Annotated in this window: 25 protein-coding genes; 12 read left to right on the top strand and 13 right to left on the bottom strand. The window is 64.4% G+C overall.

Annotated features, from left to right (window positions below; genetic code table 11):
* Positions 1-3: 3 nt before the first annotated feature.
* The 3 genes from BRAGE_RS0114940 (at position 4) to BRAGE_RS55840 (ending at position 2,884) form a co-directional block, all read left to right on the top strand.
* Positions 4-1,104 carry an ABC transporter ATP-binding protein gene (locus tag BRAGE_RS0114940; protein ID WP_027559191.1) on the top strand — a complete coding sequence of 367 codons (1,101 nt, stop codon included), beginning with the start codon at positions 4-6 and terminating at the stop codon, positions 1,102-1,104.
* Positions 1,105-1,138: 34 nt separating this feature from the next.
* Positions 1,139-2,128 (top strand): hydroxyacid dehydrogenase, encoded by a 990-nt coding sequence (locus BRAGE_RS0114935; protein WP_027559192.1) that lies wholly within the window; start codon positions 1,139-1,141, stop codon positions 2,126-2,128.
* 258 nt (positions 2,129-2,386) lie between these two features.
* A complete protein-coding gene (locus BRAGE_RS55840) occupies positions 2,387-2,884 on the top strand; it encodes a hypothetical protein (protein ID WP_027559193.1) in 498 nt (165 codons plus the stop codon).
* 69 nt (positions 2,885-2,953) lie between these two features.
* Here BRAGE_RS55840 and BRAGE_RS0114925 read toward each other — a convergent pair whose 3' ends face one another.
* Positions 2,954-3,451: a DUF1993 domain-containing protein gene (locus BRAGE_RS0114925; RefSeq protein WP_027559194.1), complete on the bottom strand. Its 498-nt coding sequence runs from the start codon at positions 3,449-3,451 to the stop codon at positions 2,954-2,956.
* A gap of 114 nt (positions 3,452-3,565) precedes the next feature.
* Here BRAGE_RS0114925 and BRAGE_RS0114920 point away from each other — a divergent pair, with 114 nt between their 5' ends.
* The 3 genes from BRAGE_RS0114920 (at position 3,566) to BRAGE_RS0114910 (ending at position 5,951) form a co-directional block, all read left to right on the top strand.
* Positions 3,566-4,348, top strand: coding sequence for a transporter substrate-binding domain-containing protein (locus tag BRAGE_RS0114920; protein ID WP_027559195.1), 783 nt, complete (start codon positions 3,566-3,568; stop codon positions 4,346-4,348).
* A 218-nt stretch (positions 4,349-4,566) separates the two neighbouring features.
* A complete protein-coding gene (locus tag BRAGE_RS0114915) occupies positions 4,567-5,418 on the top strand; it encodes a DUF2147 domain-containing protein (protein WP_028146281.1) in 852 nt (283 codons plus the stop codon).
* A 176-nt stretch (positions 5,419-5,594) separates the two neighbouring features.
* Positions 5,595-5,951, top strand: coding sequence for a hypothetical protein (locus BRAGE_RS0114910; RefSeq protein ID WP_027559197.1), 357 nt, complete (start codon positions 5,595-5,597; stop codon positions 5,949-5,951).
* A gap of 79 nt (positions 5,952-6,030) precedes the next feature.
* Here the strand turns inward: BRAGE_RS0114910 and BRAGE_RS0114905 are convergent, their stop codons facing one another.
* Positions 6,031-6,435 (bottom strand): (R)-mandelonitrile lyase, encoded by a 405-nt coding sequence (locus tag BRAGE_RS0114905; protein WP_027559198.1) that lies wholly within the window; start codon positions 6,433-6,435, stop codon positions 6,031-6,033.
* Between the two features lie 25 nt (positions 6,436-6,460).
* Positions 6,461-7,159, bottom strand: a complete 699-nt coding sequence (locus BRAGE_RS0114900) for a ribonuclease activity regulator RraA (protein WP_027536148.1) — start codon at positions 7,157-7,159, stop codon at positions 6,461-6,463.
* A gap of 257 nt (positions 7,160-7,416) precedes the next feature.
* Between BRAGE_RS0114900 and pxpB the strand changes: the two genes are divergently transcribed.
* From pxpB to BRAGE_RS0114885, 3 genes are read left to right on the top strand one after another with little or no spacing between them, the layout of a single operon-like run.
* Complete coding sequence (gene pxpB / locus BRAGE_RS0114895) at positions 7,417-8,148, top strand: 5-oxoprolinase subunit PxpB (protein ID WP_027559199.1); 732 nt, start codon at positions 7,417-7,419, stop codon at positions 8,146-8,148.
* On the top strand, positions 8,145-9,182 hold the full coding sequence (locus BRAGE_RS0114890; protein ID WP_027559200.1) for a biotin-dependent carboxyltransferase family protein: 1,038 nt from the start codon (positions 8,145-8,147) through the stop codon (positions 9,180-9,182). The genes pxpB and BRAGE_RS0114890 overlap by 4 nt, the downstream gene beginning before the upstream one ends.
* 27 nt (positions 9,183-9,209) lie before the next feature.
* Entirely contained in the window at positions 9,210-9,980 is a 771-nt protein-coding gene (locus tag BRAGE_RS0114885) for a LamB/YcsF family protein (protein WP_027559201.1), read from the top strand.
* A gap of 108 nt (positions 9,981-10,088) precedes the next feature.
* On the opposite strand, the gene BRAGE_RS54530 is transcribed toward BRAGE_RS0114885, so the two are convergent.
* From BRAGE_RS54530 to BRAGE_RS0114850, 7 genes are all read right to left on the bottom strand, one after another.
* Entirely contained in the window at positions 10,089-10,241 is a 153-nt protein-coding gene (locus tag BRAGE_RS54530) for a hypothetical protein (protein WP_035729731.1), read from the bottom strand.
* 336 nt (positions 10,242-10,577) lie between these two features.
* On the bottom strand, positions 10,578-12,185 hold the full coding sequence (locus BRAGE_RS0114875; RefSeq protein ID WP_027559202.1) for a sulfite reductase subunit alpha: 1,608 nt from the start codon (positions 12,183-12,185) through the stop codon (positions 10,578-10,580).
* Positions 12,182-13,966, bottom strand: a complete 1,785-nt coding sequence (locus tag BRAGE_RS0114870) for a NirA family protein (RefSeq protein WP_027559203.1) — start codon at positions 13,964-13,966, stop codon at positions 12,182-12,184. The genes BRAGE_RS0114875 and BRAGE_RS0114870 overlap by 4 nt, the downstream gene beginning before the upstream one ends.
* 336 nt (positions 13,967-14,302) lie before the next feature.
* Positions 14,303-15,466, bottom strand: a complete 1,164-nt coding sequence (locus BRAGE_RS0114865) for a CmpA/NrtA family ABC transporter substrate-binding protein (RefSeq protein ID WP_027559204.1) — start codon at positions 15,464-15,466, stop codon at positions 14,303-14,305.
* A complete protein-coding gene (locus BRAGE_RS0114860) occupies positions 15,463-16,053 on the bottom strand; it encodes an ANTAR domain-containing response regulator (RefSeq protein ID WP_027559205.1) in 591 nt (196 codons plus the stop codon). The genes BRAGE_RS0114865 and BRAGE_RS0114860 overlap by 4 nt, the downstream gene beginning before the upstream one ends.
* A gap of 378 nt (positions 16,054-16,431) precedes the next feature.
* Positions 16,432-16,689 (bottom strand): hypothetical protein, encoded by a 258-nt coding sequence (locus tag BRAGE_RS0114855; RefSeq protein WP_028146280.1) that lies wholly within the window; start codon positions 16,687-16,689, stop codon positions 16,432-16,434.
* 329 nt (positions 16,690-17,018) lie between these two features.
* On the bottom strand, positions 17,019-17,582 hold the full coding sequence (locus BRAGE_RS0114850) for a hypothetical protein (protein WP_027559206.1): 564 nt from the start codon (positions 17,580-17,582) through the stop codon (positions 17,019-17,021).
* A gap of 209 nt (positions 17,583-17,791) precedes the next feature.
* Here BRAGE_RS0114850 and rimO point away from each other — a divergent pair, with 209 nt between their 5' ends.
* Positions 17,792-19,111 (top strand): 30S ribosomal protein S12 methylthiotransferase RimO, encoded by a 1,320-nt coding sequence (rimO, locus tag BRAGE_RS0114845; RefSeq protein WP_027559207.1) that lies wholly within the window; start codon positions 17,792-17,794, stop codon positions 19,109-19,111.
* 121 nt (positions 19,112-19,232) lie between these two features.
* Here rimO and BRAGE_RS0114840 read toward each other — a convergent pair whose 3' ends face one another.
* The 3 genes from BRAGE_RS0114840 to BRAGE_RS0114830 all read right to left on the bottom strand — a co-directional run bounded on the left by BRAGE_RS0114840 (position 19,233) and on the right by BRAGE_RS0114830 (position 21,121).
* Positions 19,233-19,652, bottom strand: coding sequence for a carboxymuconolactone decarboxylase family protein (locus BRAGE_RS0114840; RefSeq protein ID WP_027559208.1), 420 nt, complete (start codon positions 19,650-19,652; stop codon positions 19,233-19,235).
* Positions 19,585-20,016 (bottom strand): MerR family transcriptional regulator, encoded by a 432-nt coding sequence (locus BRAGE_RS0114835; RefSeq protein WP_027559209.1) that lies wholly within the window; start codon positions 20,014-20,016, stop codon positions 19,585-19,587. The genes BRAGE_RS0114840 and BRAGE_RS0114835 overlap by 68 nt, the downstream gene beginning before the upstream one ends.
* A 157-nt stretch (positions 20,017-20,173) precedes the next feature.
* A complete protein-coding gene (locus tag BRAGE_RS0114830; protein WP_027559210.1) occupies positions 20,174-21,121 on the bottom strand; it encodes a hypothetical protein in 948 nt (315 codons plus the stop codon).
* A gap of 125 nt (positions 21,122-21,246) precedes the next feature.
* Between BRAGE_RS0114830 and BRAGE_RS0114825 the strand changes: the two genes are divergently transcribed.
* Both BRAGE_RS0114825 and BRAGE_RS0114820 read left to right on the top strand, forming a co-directional pair.
* Complete coding sequence (locus BRAGE_RS0114825) at positions 21,247-22,395, top strand: tetratricopeptide repeat protein (protein WP_035731220.1); 1,149 nt, start codon at positions 21,247-21,249, stop codon at positions 22,393-22,395.
* A gap of 110 nt (positions 22,396-22,505) precedes the next feature.
* Complete coding sequence (locus tag BRAGE_RS0114820) at positions 22,506-23,147, top strand: hypothetical protein (RefSeq protein ID WP_027559212.1); 642 nt, start codon at positions 22,506-22,508, stop codon at positions 23,145-23,147.
* The last annotated feature ends 100 nt before the right edge of the window (positions 23,148-23,247 follow it).

The raw sequence follows: 23,247 nt of genomic DNA, 5'->3' as shown, positions 1-23,247 counted from the left end.
CTCATGGCTGACGTTGCTCTGCGGAAAGTAGTTAAGCGTTACGACGACGTCGAAGCCGTGCGCGGCATCGACCTTGATATCGCCGACCACGAGTTCATCGTGCTGGTCGGCCCCTCCGGCTGCGGCAAGTCGACCACGCTGCGCATGATCGCAGGGCTCGAGGACATCAGCGACGGCGACATCATGATCGGCGGCGACGTCGTCAACGACGTGCCGCCCAAGGACCGCGACATCGCGATGGTGTTCCAGAACTACGCGCTCTACCCGCACATGACGGTCGCGGAAAACATGTCGTTCGGACTGCGCCTGAAGCACTATCCCAAGGCCGAAATCAAGGCTCGGGTGACGGAGGCCGCCCGCCTGCTCGACATCACCGATCTGATCGACCGCAAGCCGAAGCAGCTCTCCGGCGGCCAGCGCCAGCGCGTCGCAATGGGCCGCGCCATCGTGCGCAATCCGAAGGTGTTCCTGTTCGACGAGCCGCTGTCCAATCTCGATGCGAAGCTGCGCGTGCAGATGCGGATCGAGATCAAGAAGGTGCACCAGAAGGTGCGCACGACGACGGTCTACGTCACCCACGACCAGGTCGAGGCGATGACCTTGGCCGACCGCGTCGTGGTCATGAACAAGGGCCGCATCGAGCAGATCGGAACGCCGAACGAGCTCTACCACAAGCCGGCAACGCGCTTCGTCGCCGGCTTCATCGGCTCGCCCGCGATGAACTTCATCCCGTGCCGGCTCGAGGATTCCGGCGGCACGCTCCAGCTCCGCCTCACAGACCGCATTGCCTTCGCGCTGCCGCCGGCCCGAGCCGCGCGCTACAACGCGCTGCCGCGCACCGACAAGCTGCTGCTCGGCATTCGGCCCGAGCATCTCACCGAGTCGCATGCGCATCTCGGGCCGGGCGTCGAGACCTTCGACACCGTGCTCGACGTCACCGAGCCGATGGGCATGGAGACCCTGGTCTATTTCGGGCTCGACGGCACGCCCGTGTGCGGCCGCGTCGATCCCAATGCCGGCGCTACGGACGGGGCTCCCATGCGTTTGGCGATGGACCTCAACAATATGCACCTGCTAAACGAGGAGACCGGCGTCGTGTTGTGAGGCCGGCTCAAGAAACGCGAGCAGGCGGGGAGCAATGGCGACCAACAAGAAGAAGATTTTCGTTACACAAACTTTGTCGCAAGGGGCACGTGCCCTTCTCACCCAGCGGGACGATATCGAGCTCGTCGAGTTTTCGAACCTGATCTCGGCCAAGGATTTCGAGGCCCTGCTGAAGAGCCATGCGCCGGTCCATGGCGTGGCGCTCGGCGCCACCGCCTTCGGCCAGACCGAGCTCGAGGCGTCCAGGGACATGAAGGTGGTGACCCGCATCGGCGTCGGCTACGACGCCGTCGACGTGCCCGCCCTCTCCCGCCGCAAGGTGCCGTTGATGGTCGCGGGCAGCGCGAACTCGCCCTCGGTCGCCGAACAGGCGCTGTTCATGATGCTGACGCTGGCCAAGCGCGCCAATGAGATGCACGCCTGCGTCAAGGACGGCAAATGGGCCGACCGGCTCGGCATGCTGCCGTTCGACCTCTACGGCAAGACCGTGCTGATCATCGGCTTCGGCCGCATCGGCAGCCGCACCGCCAAGCGCTGCCTGGCGATGGAAATGAAGGTTCAGGTCTACGATCCCTACAAGCCTGCAGCCGACATCAAGGCCGCCGGCTGCGAGCCGGTCACCGACCTCGACGCCGCGCTGCCGAGCGCCGATTTCGTCAGCATCCATTGCCCGAAGACGCCCGAGACCGTCGGCCTGTTCGATGCGGCGCGGATCGGCCGGATGAAGCCGAAATCCTACCTCATCAACACCGCGCGCGGCGGCATCGTGAAGGAGGCGGCGCTGTATGATGCGCTCGTCTCGGGCAAGATCGCCGGTGCCGGCATCGACGTGTTCGAGGTGGAGCCGCCGCCGGTCAGCAATGCGCTGTTCGCGCTGCCCAACGTCATCATGGCCCCGCATGTCGCCGGCGTCACGGTCGAGGCGGTCCAGCGCATGAGCGAGCAGACCGCGCGCAACATCCTGAGCGTACTGGACGGCGACCCCATCAGGCAGAACGTCATCAATCAGGACGTGCTGAGCTGAGCCAAATCCGAAGGCGGGCAGCTAAAGCGTAATAAATCATCATCGCGCTTCAGCTCATTGTTTGAGCATGATCTTTTCGGAAACCGCTGCACACTTTTCCGGATCATGCATGGTCCGCCCGCCTTCGGAAGGCCAGAATGCGTCCCATTTTGGTGCAGATCGGGCCCCAACTCAGCCTTAATCGAACCCGCGTAATATATCCGGCCGCGGCGGCAGTGGGACAGACTTGCCAGCCGCGTCGAGCTGGAGGATGGACCCTTGTCAGAGATCGACCCGACCGACCACGCGCTGGCGACCATCGCGAGCATCTTGGAGGACCCCGAACCGGGCGTCATCGTCCGCGAAATCGAGATCATCCGCGAGACCGAGGTCGTCGTCGGTGAGCAGCCGGCCGCCGAAGAACATGAAGAACATGCTGACGAACATCATGCGGTCGACGAGCATCCGGTGGTCGACGAGCAGCCCTTGGTGCCTGATCACACCGATGCCGACGGCTACAGCAAGGTCGGTCCCGGACCGATGGTGGCGATCCGCCTGAAATGGACGGTCCATCGCGGCGACGACGGCCAGTACTATGTCCACGAGACCATCGGCGAACAGTCCGCGCCCGTGGTCAGCGGCCCGATGACCAGCGAGGCCGCCGTGCGCTTCGTCGACGAGCACGAGGACGAGGCGCACCGTCGCTTCGAGCTGCTGCGCAGCGAGATCGCCGGCCGCAGCTCGCTCGCCGAGCTCGAGCGCAAGGGCGACGCCTAAGGCCCATCTCTGGCCGCACGCCTCCGCACACCTCTCCCGACCGGGGAGAGGTGTACATCGAGCCTGGCGCTACTTCCTTCCCAAAAAATCCTTCTTCACGAGTTCGACGCCGGCGTGCCGCAGCAGGTCGTAGGCCGTCGTGACGTGAAAGAAGAATTGCGGGACGCTGTTGGTGAGCAGCAGCGTCCGCCCCGTGAAGGGCAGCTCGGTCCCGTTCTTCAGCCGGAAGAAGACCTTCAGCTCCGCCGCCGCGTCGATCTCGGCGCGCGACAGGCTTTCAATGAATTCGATTGAGGTGGCGATGCGGGCCTGAAGGCCGGCCATGTCGTGCTCGAGCGGCGGCAGCGCCACCGGCTCGCACTGTGCCAGCAGCGCTGGCGCAACCACCGCGTGGCGGCAGGCCTCGCCGACCTGCTGGGCCAGGTCGTACATGTTCGGCGCCATGCGCATGCCGAGCAGCACCGCCGGATTGAACTTGCGCGCCTCGGCATAGGCAACGCCCTTGTCGAGCAGGACCGACAGGTTGCGCAAATACGGCACGAAGAGGCCGACCGAGGCCTCGTACATCGAGATCGTCACGACAAGATTCCCTTCAATTCCGTCTCGCCAGCAACTGGCATCTGGTCTAAATCCACACGTCGAGGGCTGCACAATGACAGCTCGGGCATGGGTGGAAAAGAGATGATCGTTCGTATAGTGACGGCTCTGGCCGTGGTCCTGCTGGCAAGTCTTTCGGCGCACGCACAGCAGGCGGCCCCCTCGCGCCTCGACGAGATCGTCAAGCGCGGCACGTTGCGCGTCGGCATGACCGGCGACTACAAGCCGTTCACCTACCTCGACAAGGCTACGCAGCAGTTCTCCGGCTTCGACGTCGACATGGCGGAGGCGCTCGGCAAGGCGCTCGGCGTCAAGGTCGAGTTCGTGCCGACCGCCTGGCCGAAGCTGATGAAGGATTTCGAGGCCGACCAGTTCGACATCGCCATGGGCGGCGTGTCGGTGACGCTCGACCGGCAGAGGAAGGGCTTCTTCTCGACGCCGATCATGCGCGAGGGCAAGACGCCGATCACCCGCTGCGCCGACGTCGGCAAGTACCAGACGCTTGCCGACATCGACAAGAAGGGCACCCGCGTCATCGTCAATCCCGGCGGCACCAATGAGCGTTTCGCGCGTGCCAACGTTCGGGATGCCGAGATCACGGTCTTCCCCGACAACACCGTGATCTTCGACGAGATCGCCAAGGGCAATGCCGACCTGATGATGACGGACGCATCCGAGACGCGCTACCAGCAGAAGCAGCATTCGGGCGTGCTTTGCGCGGTGCATCCGGACAAGCCGTTCGACTTCTCCGAGAAGGCCTACTGGCTCCAGCGCGACATGGCGCTGAAGGCGTTCGTCGACCAGTGGCTGCACATTTCCATGGAAGACGGCAGCTACAAGAAGATCTACGCCGCCTGGTTCGACTAGAGCGTTTCGATCTCGAGTCCCGTTCCGATTCCAGCGGGACGGCGCTCCAGGCCGCGTCCTCCTGTCGCCTGCCTCTGCCAAACTTTGGACCGGCCCCAGGCCTATTGAACCCGGAACAGCGGGACGACGACTCATACCGAGACAGTGATCTAGATCACGTTTTGGAATGAAGCCGGCGCGTAAGCGTTGGTGCGGGACCACCTGTTCGGGAGATGGAAATGAGGAAGCTGTTGGCCACGGCCGCATTCCTTTTGGCGAGCACCACTGCGCAAGCGCAGTACACCTTCGAATATGGCGGGCGCACCATCCGCATCGATCCGGACCGCGGCACGGTGCAGATCCCCGGCGTGTACGACAATACCGGCCAGGGCAAGGCCAAGAAGGCCAAGAAGAACGAGACGCCCGCAGACAAGCAGCCGCCGCAGCAGGCCAAGGTCGATCCGCAACCGCCAGCCGCGCCGCCCGCCGCAGAGCAAGCACCTGCGCCGGCGGCCGCAGCACCGCCGCCCGCGCCGCCCCCACCTGCTCCCCCTCCTGCAGCGACCGCCAGCAATGCCCCGGCCGAGACGGCTGTGCTGCCGCCGCCCGCCCCGCCTCCGGCACCCGCACCGGTCGAGCAGCAGGCCGCTCCGGCCGCGGCACCGCCGCCGGCCCCGACCGTGGCTGCTGCACCTCCGGCGCCGCCTCCGCCGCCAGCTCCAGCGCCCGCCCCCACTCAGTCGGCCGCCGTCGCCCCGCCGGCTCCCGCAGCAGCGCCCGCGCGCGATCTCAATTCGCCGCTCGGCGTCTGGCTCACCGAGGAGAAGGAAGGTAAGGTCCGCATCGAGCAATGCGGCAACAATCTCTGCGGCTACTCGGTCGATTCAAAATCGAACCAGAACGGCGAGCAGGTCCTGATCAACATGAAGCCCGGCAAGGACCAGAAATGGTCCGGGCGAATCCTCGATCCCAACTCCGGCTCGACCTACGATTCAACGATCGCAATGAAGGGCACCGACCGCCTGCGCGTGCAGGGCTGCGCCTTCGGCGGCATGTTCTGCGGCGGCCAGACCTGGACGCGGGTGAACTGAATTCGAGCCAGACGTTCTGACGGAGACAAAGGGCCCGCAAGGGCCCTTTGCTTTTTCCGCCGCATCACCGCGAAGTGCGGCAGCTCACACAGCATCTCGCACACGTGACAGCCCTCACATCGCCGGTTCCGCCGCCATGCGACGGTCGGCGCATGGTCAACCCCAAAGGGCGTGTCATGAACGGATTTCGCAGAGGTCTCTTCGTCAGCATTGTCGCCATCGCGTTCCCGCTCGCGCAGGCCAATGCGGCCGGCTCCACCTTCGACGGCACGTGGAATGTCCGTATCTCGTCCTCGAGCGAGACCTGCGGGAACGGCGCGACGGTCGCGATCGGCATCAGCAACGGCCAGATCGCCTCGAGCAGCGCGGCGGTGACGGCCTCGGGCCGCGTGGCGGAAGCCGGCAGCATCAATGTCACCTTGAGCACCGGCATCAAGCGCGCGGTCGGCTTCGGCCGCCTCAACGGCACGTCCGGCTCCGGCACCTGGCGCGGCGCCATGTGCACCGGAACGTGGACTGCCGAGCGGATGTAGGTCGTGTGTCCCGGACGCGATGCGGCATGGAACGCTGCACCGCTGATCCGGGACACAGAATTTTGCAGAAAGCGGAGAGCTAGCCGAGCGGCGCGCCGTATTCCTCGTCCGTCACCGGATGAAGCCAGGTCGAGAACTTGCCGTCGAGCGCTTCCTGCATGGCGATGTGGCACATCCCGTTGGTCGGCGATGCGCCGTGCCAGTGCAGCTCACCGGGCGGGATCCAGATGGTGTCACCAGGGCGAATCTCGCGGATCGGGCCGCCCTTGGCCTGGATGCGGCCAACGCCGGAGATCACGTAGAGCGTCTGCCCGAGCGGATGGTGATGCCAGTTGGTGCGCGCGCCGGGCTCGAACGAGACGCGCGAGCAGTTCAGGTGCGCCGGCTCCGGCGTCATGATCACAGGATCCTGCCACACGGTGCCGGTGAAGTTTTCCTTGGGCGCGCGGCGGGTTGGCCGCGTGCCTGCGACGTGAATCTCCATGGGGTACCTCGCTTCTAAAGTGTTGTTACTTCTTGCTGGCGGCGTAACGCGCCTTGGTCTCGGCGTTCATGGGGTAGAGGCCTGGCAGCACGGCGCCGTTGTTCACCTCGTTGACGATCCAGGCTTCCATCCGTTCCTGCTCGACGCCCTCGTTGAGCACATGCTCGAGCATCGCCTGCGGGATCAGCACGCAGCCGTCCTGGTCGGCGACCACGATGTCGTTCGGGAACACGGCGACGCCGCCGCAGCCGATCGGCTCGCCCCAGCCGACGAAGGTCAGGCCCGCAACCGACGGCGGCGCGGCATAGCCGTCGCACCACACCGGCAAATTGGTGCCGAGCACGCCCTCGACGTCACGTACGACGCCGTCGGTGACCAGCGCGGTGACGCCGCGCTTCATCATGCGGGCGCAGAGGATGTCGCCGAAGATGCCGGCATCGGTGATGCCCATGGCGTCGACCACGGCGATGCAGCCCTCGGGCATCGCCTCGATCGCGGTGCGGGTCGAGATCGGCGAGGACCAGGATTCCGGCGTCGCCAGATCCTCGCGCGCCGGCACGAAGCGCAGCGTGAAGGCCGGTCCGACCAGGCGCGGCAGGCCCGGACGCAGCGGACGCGCGCCGCGCATCCACACATTGCGCAGGCCCTTCTTCAGCAGGACCGTGGTGATGGTGGCAGTGGTGATGCCGGCGAGGGTCTTGCGGGCTTCGGGGGACAGCGACATGGACGAGAACGAGCTCCGAGGTGCGGGAAAGAACGCGCGCATCTTGCGAGGTGCGCGGTTTCCGTCAAGGGCCAAAAGACCCACAAGAATGCAGGGCGGCAGGGCCGTTATGCGATGCGATAACAAGGCTTTATCGCCTCCCCTTGCATTAATTTATTGGACTTGCGGGCGCATTTACGCGAAGCAGGGAGACGCGGAACTCAAGGGCGAGCCCGCGTTCTCTCAGAAGCCCGATTTCGACAGCTCTTCGACAGCTCATGGCCGCGACGCTTCCCCCGCCCCGCCTTCTGCCCAGTGGCGACAGCGCCGTCACGGTCGAGTTCAGCCGCACCATCGACGACGACGCCAACCAGCGCGTGCTGGCGCTCGACAAGGCGCTCGCAGCAAGCCCCATCGACGGCATCACCGAGACCGTGCCGACCTATCGCTCGCTGCTGGTGCATTACGATCCCGGCAAGATCGGCTTCGACGCACTCGGCGAAAAGATCCTGCCGATCGCCACCCAGCCGCTGCCGCCCGCCACCAAGGCGCGGCGCTGGCGCATTCCGGTCGCCTATGGCGGCGAGCATGGCATCGACCTCGAGGATGTCGCGAAAGCGCTGAACACCACGCCCGACGACATCGTCGCCCGGCACGCCGGCGGCGACTACAAGGTTGCGATGATCGGCTTCACGCCAGGCTGGTCCTATCTCAGCGGCCTCGACAAATCCCTGCACATGTCGCGACGGCAGTCGCCGCGGGTGCTGACGCCGGCCGGCACGATCTCGATCGGCGGCATCCAGGCCGGCATCCAGTGCCTAGCCGCGCCCAGCGGCTGGCACCTGCTCGGCCGCACGCCTGTGCGAACCTATCAGCTCCACCGGAATCCGACCTTCCTGACCGAACCCGGTGATCGCGTGACGTTTTTCGCCATCGACCACAAGACGTTCGAGGAGCTGGACCGCGCCGCCGAGGCCGGCGAGATCATCGCCGAGCGGGTGGACGCATGAGCCGGCTCGTCGTCGCCAGTATCGGTCCCGCAAGCTCCGTCCAGGACGGCGGCCGCCACGGCGCGCAGCGCTATGGCCTGACGGTCAGCGGCGCCATGGACCGTCTGTCGCTGGCAGCGGCGAACACCCTGGTCGGCAATGATCCGTTTGCAGCCGCCGTCGAGATCGGCCCGTTCGGCGCCACGTTCACCGCCAAGGACGGCGCCGTGCGCGTCGCCATATCAGGCGCGCCGCGCAATGCCGACATCGGCGGGAAGCCGGTCGCGATGGATACGTCGGTGACGCTGAAGGACGGCGAGACGCTGACGCTCGGCTTTGCCCGCGGCGGCGCGTTCACCTACCTCGCGATCGAAGGCGCGATCAAAGGCGAGCAGGTGTTCGGCAGCCTTGCGGTGAATGCCCGCGCCGGGCTCGGCAGCCCCTACCCGCGCCCGCTCCAGGCCGGCGACGAGTTCACGGTCGATGCCGCGAGTGGCGCGCCCGAATTGCGCATCGAGTTGCCGAAGCCTGCGAGAGGTCCGATCCGCGTCCTGCTGGGCCCGCAGGACGACGAGTTCGACGACGTCAACAAGGCGTTGTTTCTGGATAGCGAGTGGAAGATCTCGGCGACCTCGGACCGCATGGGCTACCGGCTCGAAGGTCCCGCCATCAAACATCTGCACGGTCACAACATCGTCTCCGACGGCACCGTCAACGGCAGCATCCAGGTGCCCGGCAACGGCGCGCCGATCGCGCTGATGATGGATCGGGGCACGTCGGGCGGCTATCCGAAGATCGCAACCGTGATCACGGCCGATGTCGGCCGCCTCGCGCAGACCTCGGCTGGAACCGCGTTCCGCTTCCTTGAGGTTACCATGGCCGAGGCGCAGGACGAGGCCCGCAAGTTTGCGCAGCTGATCAAGAATCTTCCGGATCGGCTGCGCTCCTCCGACACCATCGCGCTCAACATCGAGGCGCTCAGCGATGCTAATGTCGCGGGCTACGCGGTAAGCGCCGTGGATGCCGGGACTTGGCAGGTCACGGCCGAGCCGTAAACGACAAGAAGACCAGAGGAGCACCCCATGAAGACGATCGATCTCAATTGCGACCTCGGCGAAGGTTTTGGCGCGTGGGAGATGGGCAACGACGCCGCCATGATCGACCTCGCGAGCTCGGTCAACGTCGCCTGCGGTTTCCATGCCGGCGACCCCGACATCATGCGGCGAACGGTTGAGCTGGCGAAGGCGCGCGGTGTTTCGGTCGGTGCCCATCCCGGCTACCGCGATCTTCACGGCTTCGGCCGCCATCCGATCGCGGGCCTGAAGGCCTCCGAGATCGAGAACCTCGTCGCCTATCAGATCGGTGCGCTGCAGGCGATCGCGACCGCGGCCGGCCACAAGGTCACGCATGTGAAGGCGCACGGCGCGCTCTCCAACGTCGCCTGCGAGGACGACATGACAGCCAAGGCGATTGCCGCCGGCATCAGGGCGGTCGACCCCAGTCTGATCTTCGTCGTGCTCGCCAATTCGAAACTGGTGAAGGCCGGCGAGGACGCCAATTTGCCGCTGGTGCACGAGGTGTTCGCCGACCGCGCCTATGAGGACGACGGCAACCTCGTCTCGCGCAAGAAGCCCGGCGCCGTGCTGCACGATGCGAAACTGATCGCCGACCGCGTGGTGCGCATGGTGCAGGACGGCGCGGTGGTGTCGGTGACGGGCAAGGTCATCAAGATGCGGACGGACACGGTCTGCATCCACGGCGATACGCATGGCGCCGTCGACATCGCGCGCGGGCTTCGTCAGGCGTTGAAGGAAGCGGGGATCGAGGTCGCGCCGTTCAAACGCGGGGCGTGAGGGTCGTCGTCATTCCGGGATGATGCGAAGCATCAGACGACGGTGCGCAATTGCGCACCCGAGAATCTCGAGATTCCGGGTTCGGCTTCGCCGCCCCGGAATGACAATCTAGAACGGATGCACCGACAGCGTGCCGAACACGATCGCGGCGATGACGGCAAACGCGCTGTAGAGCGCAACATGATGCATGCTCGCACCGCTCCGACGCGAGAGCGAGCGCGCGTAGAAGTGCAGCCTGGCTTCCGCCGATAGTTCGCGCATGGTCGATCTCCAACGCCCCATTTGTGAGAGTATGAAGGATCAACCCTGGCGGGAGGCAAGACGGCGGCGGAAATAGCGATGCGCCTTCTCTGAAAGCGCCCTATCGCAGGCGCAAATTCTTTTGAGCTGCGGGTTCCGAGAATCTTATTCGTTAAGATCCAAGCCAGTTGGAACCCGCTGGATGACGCTGGGATGACAGCTCTCGTAGGGTGGGCAAAGCGAAGCGTGCCCACCACTTAGGGATGGTGGGCACGACGCGCGAAGGGCGCGCCTTTGCCCACCCCTACAGCACCGAGCAAAATCGAAACGAGTTTCCTCGTCTTGACCGAGCTGTATCTAGTACACGTCAGCCTGGAAGCGGCCGGTCTTCTTGAGCTCGGCGACGAAACTGACGGCCTCATCGGTCGAACGTGCGCCGAACTGGGCGACGATATCGACCAGCGCGCGCTCGACGTCCTTGGCCATGCGCTTGGCATCGCCGCAGATGTAGAGGTGCGCGCCTTCGGCAAGCCAGGTCCACAGCTCGCGGCCGACCTCGCGCATGCGATCCTGCACGTAGAACTTCTTCTCGCCGTCGCGCGACCAGGCCAGCGACATGCGCGTCAGCAGCCCCGAGGTCTTCATCGCGTTGAGCTCTTCCTGGTAGAAGAAATCGCAATCGCTGCGCTGATGGCCGAAGAACAACCAGTTCTTGCCGGGAGCGCCGGTCGCCTTGCGATCGAGCAGGAAGGCGCGGAACGGCGCGATGCCGGTACCCGGGCCGATCATGATCACGGGTGTCTTCGGATCCTGCGGCAGGCCGAAGGCATGCGCCTTCTGCACATAGACCTTGAGCTTCTCGCCGTCGGTGATGCGCTCGCCGAGGAAGGTCGAGGCCACGCCGACGCGCTTGCGCTTGCCGATGACGTAGCGCACGGAATCGACCGTTAGCGACAGTTTTCCCGGCGTCGCATTGTGCGAGGACGAGATCGAATAGAGCCGCGGCTGGAGCGGCTCCAGCGCCTCGATGAAGGCCTCCGGATGCGGCCTCGTGCCGGAGAATTTTTGCAGCGCCGCCATCACGTCGAGCGTCGCGGCATCGCCATCGGGATCCTCGCCCTGCGCCAGCGCCCGCGCCTTCTCGCGCTGCGCGCCGCCGGTGATGAAGGAGATCAGCTCGAACAGCGAGTCCGGCGCCGGCGACAGCGAGACGTCATCGATCAAGACCTCGCGCAGCGTCTTGCCGTTGACCTTGGTGGTGTGGGAGGCGCCGAGCAGCGCGATGATCTGGTCGACGAGGCCGACGTCGTTGCGCGCGAACACGCCAAAACTGTCACCGACCACGTAGTCGAGCTTGCTCGCGGAGAGATCGAACTCGACGTGATAGGTCTCCTTCTCCGACTTGCCCTTGTTGAGGAGGCGGCGCGACAGGAAGGTCGCTTCCGTCGGATTGTCGCGCGAGCGGCCCGGCTCGGCGATGGTCACTGTGACGGCGGGCGCCGCCACCGTGTCCGCCTTCTCGGGCGCTTTCGCCGCGGGGGCCTTGTCCAGCTCCTCGTACAGCGACTTCAGCATCCGTGCGGTTTCCTTGCCGCCGGGGACGCAGAGATTGAGCCGCGCTTCGCTGCGGCTCGCGATCGCTTCCGAATAGTCGTGGCAATTGTAGCCGCACTGGCCGCAATCCTGCTGCGCCATCGCCGCCATCATCTTGCGACGCACGGGACGGCCCTCGGCGAGCTTCATGCGATCGCCGATCGGCATGGTCTGGTCATGCCATGGCGCTTCGCCGTCGTCGCCGTCACCGCTTTGCATGACGGCTGCGCCCTGCTCCGCCGACAGCGGGGTTGCGACGTCAGGCGACAGCAGCCCGGCAAAGAAGCCGTTCAGCCAGGAGCGCTGCGCGTCGGAGAACGGCGCGCTGGCCGGGATGATGTCGAGTTTCGGCGGAGGCGTGATCTGGTTCATGCGGACACCTGTGCATCGGCAAGCTTGCGCAGCGTCTCGCCGTCATGGCGGCGCGCGAAGGAGAGGAAGGTTTCATCAGGGGAAGAGCGATGGGCGAGATAGGCCTTGAGTAGCCCCTCGACCGTCTTCGGCGCGTCCTCGGCCTTGAGGTCGTGGTAGACCTCCTGCCCGACATCAGCGTCGGGACCGAACCCGCCGCCGGTGAAGAGGTGATACCCCTCAACCGTGTCCTCCTCGTTCACAGGCACGCGCGCCCCGATCAGGCCGATGTCGCTGATATAATGCTGCGCGCAGGAATGGTGGCAGCCGGTGACATGGATGTTGACCGGCTTGTCCATGGCAACGCGCGGCTCGCACCAGTCGCCGATCTCGGCGGCATTGCGCTTGGTGTTGGACGCCGCGAAGCGGCAGCCGGCATTGCCGGTGCAGGCAATCAGGCCGGCCTTGATGTGCGAGGCCTCGACCGCGAGCCCGATCTGCTTGATCGCGGCGATGGCGAGATCGACATTCTCGTCGCGCACGCCCGAGATCAAGAGGTTCTGCCAGACGGTCAGGCGGATCTCGCCGTCGCCGAGATCCCGCGAAACTTTTGCGAGACCCCGCATCTGGTCGCAGCTGAGCTTGCCCAGCGTCAACGACACGCCGATCCAGTTGAGGCCGTCCTGCTTCTGCTTGTGCGCGCCGATATGGGCCATGCGGTCCGCGGCAGGTCGCGGCGCGAATGCCTCCTCCGGCACCCGCGCGAAAGGCGTCTTCAGCCGCTCCTCGACCAGCTTGAGAAAGCCGTCATGGCCCATGGTGTCGAGCACGTATTTCAGCCGCGCCTTGTTGCGGTTGGTGCGGTCGCCGTGGTCGATGAAGACGCGCACGATGGCATCCGCGACCGCGGTCGCCTGCTCCGGCTTGACGATGATGCCTGAGTACTTCGCGAAATCCTTGTGGCCGGTGATGCCGCCGAGGCCCAGACGAAACCAGACGCCGGGCTCGACGCCAAAACCGTCCTTCACCTCATAGGCGGTGAAGGCGATGTCGTTGGTCTCTTCCAGCACCGCGATCCTGCCGGCGCCGTCGAAGGCGACGTTGAACTTGCGCGGCAGGCCATAGAGCGAGCGATCGTTCAGGATGTGATAGTGCCACTCGCGCGCATAGGGCCGCGTGTCGATGATTTCATGCGGATCGATGCCGGCGGTCGGCGTTCCCGTCACGTTGCGGATGTTGTCGGCGCCGGAGCCGCGCGAGCACAGGCCGAGGTCCTGGACGCCCTCGATCAGCTTGATCGCGTGCTTCGGCGGAATCTCGCGAAGCTGGAGATTGGCGCGCGTCGTGACGTGGCTGTAGGGCCCGCAGAGCTCATCGGCGAGATCGGCAAGGCCTGACAGCTGCCAATGCTTCATGATGCCGTTCGGGATGCGCAGGCGGCTCATGTAGGAGTCCTGCGTCGGCGCGACATAGAAGATGCCGTAATAGCGCCAGCGGAAATTATCCGCCGGGCTCGGCGGGGTATTGTCGAGCGCCTGTTGGCGCAGCCGCGGATAGGCATCGAAGGGATGCTCGTCGCGCTTGAACTTCTCCTGATCGGCGAGCTTCTTGCCCGACGCGATCACCTTGTCCTGCGCCTTGATGTGCACGGCATCGGGGCCGACAGGCTCGGCGTTCGCCTTGCCGGCGCCGCCACCACCTAGACCGCGACCGACGCGGCTGATCTGGAGGCCGGTCGTAAAACCTTCGAGATAGCGCTTCTGCTCGTCGGTGAAGTCGACTGAGACGGTATCGAGTTTCATGATCGGGTACGAAGCTCCTGCGGCCACCTCGGTGGCATCGACGGACATTGGCGCGACCCGCGAGGCACGCGGCGGGCCCTGGAGCCGGCTTTGCTGCCCAACGGTCCGATCAGCTTCGTTGCTGCGGGACTCGGCTCAGCAGGCACCTGTGACAAGCTGGCCGCACTGCAACATACAAGTTGCGTGCCAGCTTCAATGAATTGGAAACTCGCGCGATTTCAAAGAATTGCGGAAGCGTCCGCAAAGGTACCGGCCTCGAACCTCTCACGAAATTCGAGCAGTCGGCCTAAAATTTGGTCGATGAGAACAATTGCCCAAAAGATAGGCAGCGTCGAATCAGGCCTTCCAACGACCCACGTCGAAGGCCTTCAGGTGCCCCAGAATGTTGCCGGGATCGAACACCGGGCCGGCGAAGGCACCGAGCCCTGCGGGGGCTTCATCGGGCGGCCGGCGCCCGACGGCGGCATCGTACAGGTCGGGCCTGAACACCGCCATCGCCGTCTTGACGCCATCCGGCGTCAGCGCCGTCTGCCCCCAGCGCACCATCTGCGCATAGAGCCAGGCGGCCTGGACCGGATCCGGGCGCCCTGCCCCTTCACGTCCGACCAGCAGGTAGCGGCCGCTCTCGCGGAAGGTGCCGTCGGGTGAAATCTTCAGGCGTCCCACCAGGGTTCGCCGGATCACCTCGACATCGACGCCGATCCGTTCGGGCTGTGCCAGGATCTGCGCCGCCTCAGTCAGGTTCGCCGGCTCCTCGATGAACGCGGCCGCCTTCACCGCCGCGCGGACAAGTGCTGCCACCACGTCCGGATGCTTGTCGGCCCAGACCTGCCGAAGCGCCAGCACCTTCTCCGCAGCGCGCGCGAGGATGTCGGAGGAGAAATGCAGGATGTGGCCGATGCCGAGATCGACCGCGATCGAATTCCAGGGCGCGCCGACGCAGAACGCATCGACATGGCCATTCCTGAGGCTGTCGACCATGAAGGGCGGCGGCAGCACGACGAGGCGCACGTCCTCATCGGGATCGATGCCGGCCGCGGCCATCCAGAACCGCAGCTGGTAATTGTGGGTCGAGAACGGGAAGGTCATGCCGAAGGTCAGCGGATCGGCGCCGTTCTTGCGCCTGATGGCGACGACCTTCGCCAGCGCCTTGGCGGTTGCGAGCGGATCGAAGCGGTCGCCGTCGATCTCCGCCATCAGCGCGGCGTGGAGCGTCGGCGAGACCGTGATCGCATTGCCGTTGACGCCGAGATTGAAGGGCGCGGCGATCGGCACCTTGACGTGGCCGAGCCCGAGCGAGGATGCGATCGCCACCGGTGCGAGCAGATGCGCGGCATCGAACAGGCCGATATTGAGCTTGTCGCGGACGTTGGACCAGGACACCTCGCGCACCAGCTCGACCTCGAGACCCTCGGCGGCAGCAAAGCCCTTGTCGACGGCGACGATCAGGGCTGCGGCATCGACGAGCGGGATGAACCCGATGCGGAGGGGAGCGGTCATTTCAGCATCTCCGACGCGGTGATGATCGACTGGGCGATCTCGCCGATTTTCTTCTTCTCGCGCATCGCGGTGGAGCGCAGCAGCACATAGGCCTCGTCCTCGGTGAGGCCCTTCACCTTCATCAGGATGCCCTTGGCCTTCTCGATGATCTTGCGGTCCTCGAGCTGCGACTTGGTGCGCTCCAGCTCCTCCTGGAGTTTTGCGAAGGCGTTGAAGCGGGACACGCAGAGGTCGAGGATCGGCTTGATGCGCTCCTTCTTGAGCCCGTCGACGATGTAGGCGGAAACCCCCGCCTCGACCGAGGCCTGGATCGAGGCTGAATCGCTCTGGTCCACGAACATCGCGATCGGCCGCTTCACGGCGCGGCTGACCTGGAACATCGCCTCCAGCACGTCGCGGCTGGGGTTTTCCAGATCGATCAGGATGATGTCGGGGTCCACCGCATAAATACGGGCCAGCAGGCTCTGCATCTCGCGGATATGGACCACTTGCGTGAATCCGGCCTCCCGCAACCCTTCCTCGAGGATCGCAGCCCGGATCGGGCTTTCGTCGACAATCACGATTTTAGGCGACTGTTCGGCGCTCATGGCTCACTCACGGCAGGCGATTCATCCATAGCATGCCGGACGCCCATGCAAAGGGTTGTAATTATGGGCAATTGGGACTAGCCGAGACCTGTCAATCAGGCAGATCAGATATGGATTAGACGGCTGCGCCCAAGGCCAGCTTCGTGTCGCTCTGGTGCCCCTGAGACAACAAATGTAAGCTTTTCGACCGGCTCGCCACGAAAAGAAAAATGCCGCGCGAAGACGGCTGTCGACGTCTCTCGGTCCTGGCGATCAATCCCAGTCAAAGTCTCTACGCAGTCGATCGCTCGTATTCGTCGGAGATCACGACGAGGCATCGGCCGATGCACGTCGTGCCTTGGCCCTCAACCAGGAAGGCTGGCGATTCGACGTCGGTGTTCAGTAGCGCCTGACGCGGGCCGTGTGATTTCGGGGATGCGGCCGTACCAACCTATGCAGTCCCGTCGCATCGCCGAGCGGCGCCGGCGAGACCATCCCGTACGCAGAATATCCGCGGTTATCGTTCGAATAGATGGAGAAGGTCGGGTCCGCGGCTGCGGCCGCGGCGGGCTCCGAGGCCGACTGCCATGCCGAGGCGGGCGTCGCAAGGAGCGCGGAAAGAACGAGCGTCGCGCCTAAAACTTTGAAGCTGGTCATGCTTTCCTCTTGTTGTTGGTGGTGCGCAACCCATGCGCGCGCTGTCCATTGACATGACCGACAGCTAAGCGTTGGCATTCCCCTCGCGCAGGGGTGGCGCAATCACGCTTCGGCGATTGGGCGCGCCAACGAAGTGATCGAAGCTTCTCCCAATCGGGAACCTTCAGTCCATCCACTGATTGCCGCATTTCTCTATGCGCGAGCATGACTTGAGTATCGCAATGCGCGCGTTAGTCATTGAATTTCGGCATCGGAGCAATTAGTTAGTTCGCATATCCGAACAATTCAGATGCAGGCTCCGGGCGACCACATGGACGGAGCGCCGCGTATCACGGAATCTTGGCGCCAACGATCATCTTGTCGAGAAGTGGCACGGCGGCCATCACCGCCGTCTCGTTGAGGCCGGAGACCGCTAGCCGCACGATGTAGGAATTGCCGTCCTTGTCGAGATCTGCGTAATGCGCGATCACTTCGATCGGCTGGTCCTTCAGGGACGGATTGTCATAGCGGTTGATAACGATCTTGGGGCTCACCGAGGGAAGCGTGGTGATCTTGGCATTCTCGCCGGATGTCGTCGCCCAATCCCTGTCGCTTGTTGCGACCCATTGAACCAATTCGGTCCGATCCTTGTTGTAGCGGCCTTCGGCATAGATGATCACTTCGGCTTTGCCGAACGTCTTCCCGTTGGGCACGAACATCGAGGCGCCGTACTTGAGACTCGCGGCCTCGTCCCTCGTCCACCCATCGGGTGCCTTCACGCGTGGCCTGAATTCCGGACACACTCGTTCTTGCCGATCGCAGACATGGATGATCTTGTCGACTTCAGCCCGTACCGGAAACATCGCGCCGCAGGCAGCGGTAACGAAAGCCATGCCGAAGATGAAACGGCGCATCGCAGTTTAGCTCCGTGGAATCAAGCAAGAAAGAAAATAACAACTAAAACGTGCACGTTGGAGCAATTCATCTCGGCTCCTCCACTCACGCGATCGGAACCGGCTGCTTTAGCATCGCGCCGCATAGGTTAGTTATTGAATTTCGCCATCGGTTCAATTAGTTGGATCGCTAAATCCGGACAATTCAGATCTAGGCTCCAGGCGATACCATGGACAGAGCGCCCCGCATTTCATTCACGTCACTCGGGTGTCCCAAGGCACTGGTGGATTCCGAGCGCATCATCACGCGTCTGCGCGCGGAGGGATACGAGCTCGCCCGCAAGCATGACGGGGCCGACATCGTCATCGTCAACACTTGTGGCTTCCTCGATAGCGCCAAGCAGGAATCGCTCTCGGCGATCGGCGAGGCCATGGCCGAGAACGGCAAAGTGATCGTAACAGGTTGCATGGGCGCCGAGCCGGAAGCGATCGAGCAGGCCTATCCCGGCGTGCTCTCCATCACCGGCCCGCAGCAATATGAGAGCGTGCTCGATGCCGTGCACCGCGCGCTGCCGCCCGCCCATAATCCGCATCTCGACCTGGTGCCGCCGCAGGGCATCAAGCTGACACCGCGGCACTACGCGTACCTGAAGATCTCCGAGGGCTGCAACAACCGCTGCACCTTCTGCATCATCCCGAAGCTGCGCGGCGACCTCGTCTCGCGCCCGGCCAATGACGTGCTGCGCGAGGCCGAGCGCCTGGTCGGCGCCGGCGTCAAGGAGCTCCTGGTGATCTCGCAGGACACCTCGGCCTATGGTGTCGATCTCAAATATGCCGAGAGCCCGTGGAAGGATCGCCAGGTCCGCGCCAAATTCCTCGACCTCGCGCGCGAGCTCGGCGAGCTCGGCGCCTGGGTCCGGCTGCAATATGTCTACCCCTACCCGCATGTCGACGAGGTCATCGCGCTGATGAACGAGGGCAAGGTGCTGCCCTATCTCGACATCCCGTTCCAGCATGCGAGCCCCGAGGTGCTGAAGGCGATGAAGCGCCCGGCGGCGCAGGACAAGACGCTGGCGCGCATCAAGCGCTGGCGCGAGGAATGCCCCGATCTCGCGTTGCGTTCGACCTTCATCGTCGGCTTCCCCGGCGAGACCGATGCCGACTTCGCCTACCTGCTCGACTGGCTCGATGAAGCCGAGATCGACCGCGTCGGCTGCTTCAAATACGAGCCGGTCGCGGGCGCGACGTCGAACGCGATCGAAAACCCGGTGCCGGAAGAGGTCAAGCAGGAGCGCTACAACGCGCTGATGGCCCGCCAGCAGAAGATCTCGGCGCGCAGGCTCAAGCGCAAGGTCGGCACGCGCCAGCAGATCATCATCGACGAGGTCGGCCCGACGGTTGCGAAGGGCCGCTCGAAAGCCGATGCGCCGGAGATCGACGGCGCGGTGTACCTGTCGAGCCGCCGCCCGTTGCGCGTCGGCGAGATCGTCACGGCGAAGATCGAGCGCGCCGACCAATACGATCTGCACGGCAGCGTCGCGGGGTTCTGACGGCGCACTGACGCTCCCACAGCGTCATGGCCGGGCTTGTCCCGGCCATCCACGCCTTGACGCACGGTAAGGAGAACGTGGATGCCCGGGACAAGCCCGGGCATGACGACCTGGAATCGGGTCATGTCGCTTCTCCCGACACCTGCCGTCCGTCGTGAGCCGAAAACGCCTCCTTCGCTGCGAACAGCCCGTTCACCGCCGCCGGGAAGCCCGCATAGACGGCCATCTGCATGATGATCTCCACGATCTCGTCGCGAGAGAGCCCGACGTTCAGACCCGCCTCGATATGCACTTTGAGCTGAGGCGCGGCATTTCCGAGCGTCGTCAGCGCGGCGATCGTCGCGATCTCCCGATCGCGCAGGCCGAGGTCCGGGCGGCTGTAAATGTCGCCGAAGGGAAACTCGATCACGTATCGTGCAAAATCCGGAGCGATGTCGGCGAGTGAGGCGACGACTTTTTCGCCGGCTCTGCCGTCAATGCGTGACAGGGCCCGCTGGCCGCGATCGAAGCGGCTTTCGGCTGGTGATTGGGCGTGCGTCATTTTCCTTCGTCCTCTGTTCGTCGCCGGCATAGCCGGCGATCTTGGTATCAAGGACGAGCAGGCATTCCTGGAGTTCGGCAATCTGCGTGCGAACCTGTTCCCGGTGGATTTCCAGCATCTGCCGCCGGGCTTGCCCGGTAGCTTCGCCTTCATCACGAAGCGCCGCATAACGCAACATGTCCCGGATCGGCATTCCCGTGGTCTTGAGCCGACCGATGAATGTGATCCATGTCAGGATCGATGCGTCAAAGTCACGCTGGCCGGAACGATCTCGGTCTGCGTATGGCAGCAGCCCGATGCGCTCATAATAACGCAGCGTGTGGGTCGACAAGCCGGTTCGTTTTGCGAGGTCGCCGATCTTCATGTGTGCCCGTTCTCGTACTGACGCACGTACAGATACCCCTTCGAGCGCGCTCTAAGTCAAGGGGGATCGAAGGTGCCGTTCCCGCGAGGTCAAGATGGCACGACAGCAGAAGATTTCGGCGGGCTGGCCGAGCGGCAGCATCGCGGGATTCCGAGCTTCAGGATGCCGCCAGCCATTTCGGCACCCAGCGCTCCGGGCGCGGTGCGCGGACGAGATCGGCCTGGGCTTCGGACAGCTTCGCGGGCTCGCCGTCTATTGTCGGCCGCACGTCGTATTCGAAATTCGGCATGACACGGCCGTCGGCATAGAGGCCGAATTTCATCGCGTACCACAGCCCGAGCTCGGGCTGGGCGCGACGCATCTCTTCGCGCAGATCCCGCAGCAGGGATTCGATCGAGGCGGCCTCCTCGAACGGCTGCGGCCCGCGCGACAAGACGCGCGCCTCGTATTGCTTGCCGACGATCGCGACCTCGAAATGGGTCTTGTCCCAGGGGTTCTTGCCCTTGGGCAGATGCGCGGCGAGCCGCCAGCCGAGCTCGGCCATCAGGCGGTGATTGGCCCAATAGTCCTCGCGGTCGCGGCTCCATTTTTCGACAAAGCCGCGGAAATCAGGCAATTCGGAAGGCCCATCATCAGCCGCTACTGGCTCGCCAGCCGGCCGCTCGGCGAGCCAGCGCGCAAGCTCGACCGTCTGGGGCTCGACCTCGTTGCGCGGCAACAGGTCGCTCCAGGCCTTGTCGAACTGCTGCGACGTCAGCTTTGCCAGCAGCGCGTCGAGGCTCGGCGCCAGCAGCTCGTAATCGCCCTCCGATCCCAGCCCCACGATCGGCGGGTTGTCGCGGTCGAGGCCCGCGCCATACCAGCCGCCGACGGCCGAGCCGTCCGGCAGCCGCATGAACAGCGAGAACCTGTCGCGCAAGGGACTGCCGTCGATGATCGGCGCATGATCGGAGAACTGGCCTTGCAGGGAGAAGCAGCCGACGCTGCCCCAGGGACGCCCCTGCAGCCAGCCGGCGAATTCGACCAGCAGCGGCAACGCGTCGATGCCCGGCGGGAACGCGCCGCGAATGCTGTCGAGGTCGATCGGGTAAGGCGTGTCGGACAAGGCTGAAAACTGTCTGGTTGGTCCCGCCCCTCTTGGTCGGTTCCGTCGCACGTCCGGTTCGAACCAATTCGCGTCCCTCGATCACAAACGCGCTAGAGGCCCGTTTGTTTCTGCTCGGCAATCAAATGACATGCAATCGCAAGACCGCTACCCTGACCGCGCTGTGGACGATCGGCACCGCATTGATCCTGCTTGCGCTTCCGGCCGCCGCACAATCCCCATCGCCGGCGCAGGCCCGGCAATGGTGCTTCGGCACCGACGAGGTCAGCGACGACCAGCGCCTCGCCGGCTGCTCGGCCGTGCTCAAGACCAACCCTTCCCATGCACGGGCGCTGGCCAACCGCGGCGAGACGTTCCGCCGCAAGGGCGAGGCCGAGCGGGCATTGGCCGACCTCAATCGCGCCATCGATCTCGATCCGAAGGACGCCATCGCCTGGTACAATCGCGGCATCGCCTATGACGATCTCGGCGATCGCGACCATGCCATCGCCGACTATACCAGCGCGATCCGGCTCGATCCCAGTGACGCCCTCTATTACAACAACCGCGGCAATTCCTACAGCGGCAAGGACGACTACGAGCATGCACTCGCCGACTACAATCAGGCGATCAAGCTCGATCCGAAATTCGCCCTCGCCTATTTCAACCGCGGTACCGCTCTGCGTGACCACGGCGAGGCCGATCGTGCCCTCGCCGATTTCGACAGGTCGATCAAGCTCGATCCGACTTATGGCCCGGCCTATGGCAACCGTGCGCGCGTCTTCCGCGACAAGGGCGACCGCGCCCGCGCGCTGGCCGATTTCGACAGGTCGCTGCGGCTCTCTCCGAACAACGACCTCGACTACTATGCGCGCGCGAGCATGTATTTCGATACGCATGATTACGCGCTGGCGCTGGAGGACTACGACCGCGCGATCAAGGCCAATCCGAGCTATTCCGGCGTGTTCAATTCGCGCTGCATGACGCGCGCGATCGTCGGACGTTTGCAGGAGGCGCTTGCCGATTGCGAGCAGTCGCTGCGGATGGAGCCCAACGACCCTGACACGCTCGACAGCCGCGCCCTCACCCATCTCAAGCTCGGCAATCTCGACGCGGCGATTGCCGACTATGACGCAGCGCTGAACGCAAAGCCGCAGTTCGACAGTTCACTCTATGGCCGCGGGCTTGCGAAGCGTAAGAAGGGCGACAACGAAGGCGGCGAGCGCGACATCGCGGCAGCGAAAGCGATCAATGCCGGCATCGCCGATGCGTTCGCGCATTACGGTGTCGAGTAATTCTCTCGTGTCGTACGCGCGGGAGCAATGTGATACTATAATGCATTCACGCAGGGGTCACGGACTCGTCCTAACTCTGCCCGCGCCTTCAACGCGAGCGAGGATCTTTGATGAGCCGTCTCTCACACATGCTGCGCACGCAGCGCTTCGACGATTATCGCTTCTACCACCAGAGCACCGTCAACCAGACGCTGCATCTCGTCAGTGCAATCATCTTTCTCGGCTGCTATGCGCTGCTGTTCAGGGATCCCGCGCTCGCAGGACTGGTCGGCTGGCTCGCGATGCTGACGCGGCAGACCGGGCATTTCTTCTTCGAGCCGAACGGCTATGACGCCGTCAACGACGTCAGCAACGAATACAAGGAAGCGGTCAAGGTCGGCTACAACCAGACCCGCAAGATCATCTTGCTCCTCGTCTGGGGCAGCGCGCCGGTTGTGCTGCATTTCTATCCGACGCTGTTCGGGCTGTTCGATCTTCCCGCCGGCCGGCTCGACTTCATCCGCCATGTCGGCGCGCTCTGGCTTGCGATCGGCATCAGTGGCGGACTTGCCCGCATGCTCCAGCTGTTCGCGACGCGCAACGTCGCGACCGGGCTGGTCTGGGTGTTCAAGGTGCTGACCGATCCCTTCCACAACATCGCGCTGTACTGGTCATCGCCGCTCAAGCTGATGCGCGGCGAGCTGATCGACACCTCGATTGCGGATGCGGACTGGGACGACGAGGACACCGAGGAAGCTGCGCATTCGGCCTGATCGATGCACGCTCGGTGAGCATCGCGCAAACGAGCCGCTTGACAAGCCCTGCCATTCGGCTGTACGGACGCGCCCCATGATCAACGCTCGGACCCATCAG

The sequence above is a fragment of the Bradyrhizobium genosp. SA-4 str. CB756 genome (assembly GCF_000473125.1).
Taxonomy (GTDB): Bacteria; Pseudomonadota; Alphaproteobacteria; order Rhizobiales; family Xanthobacteraceae; genus Bradyrhizobium; species Bradyrhizobium arachidis.
The sequence above is the reverse complement of the archived record's forward strand: the minus strand, read 5'-3'. Positions and strand labels throughout refer to the sequence as shown.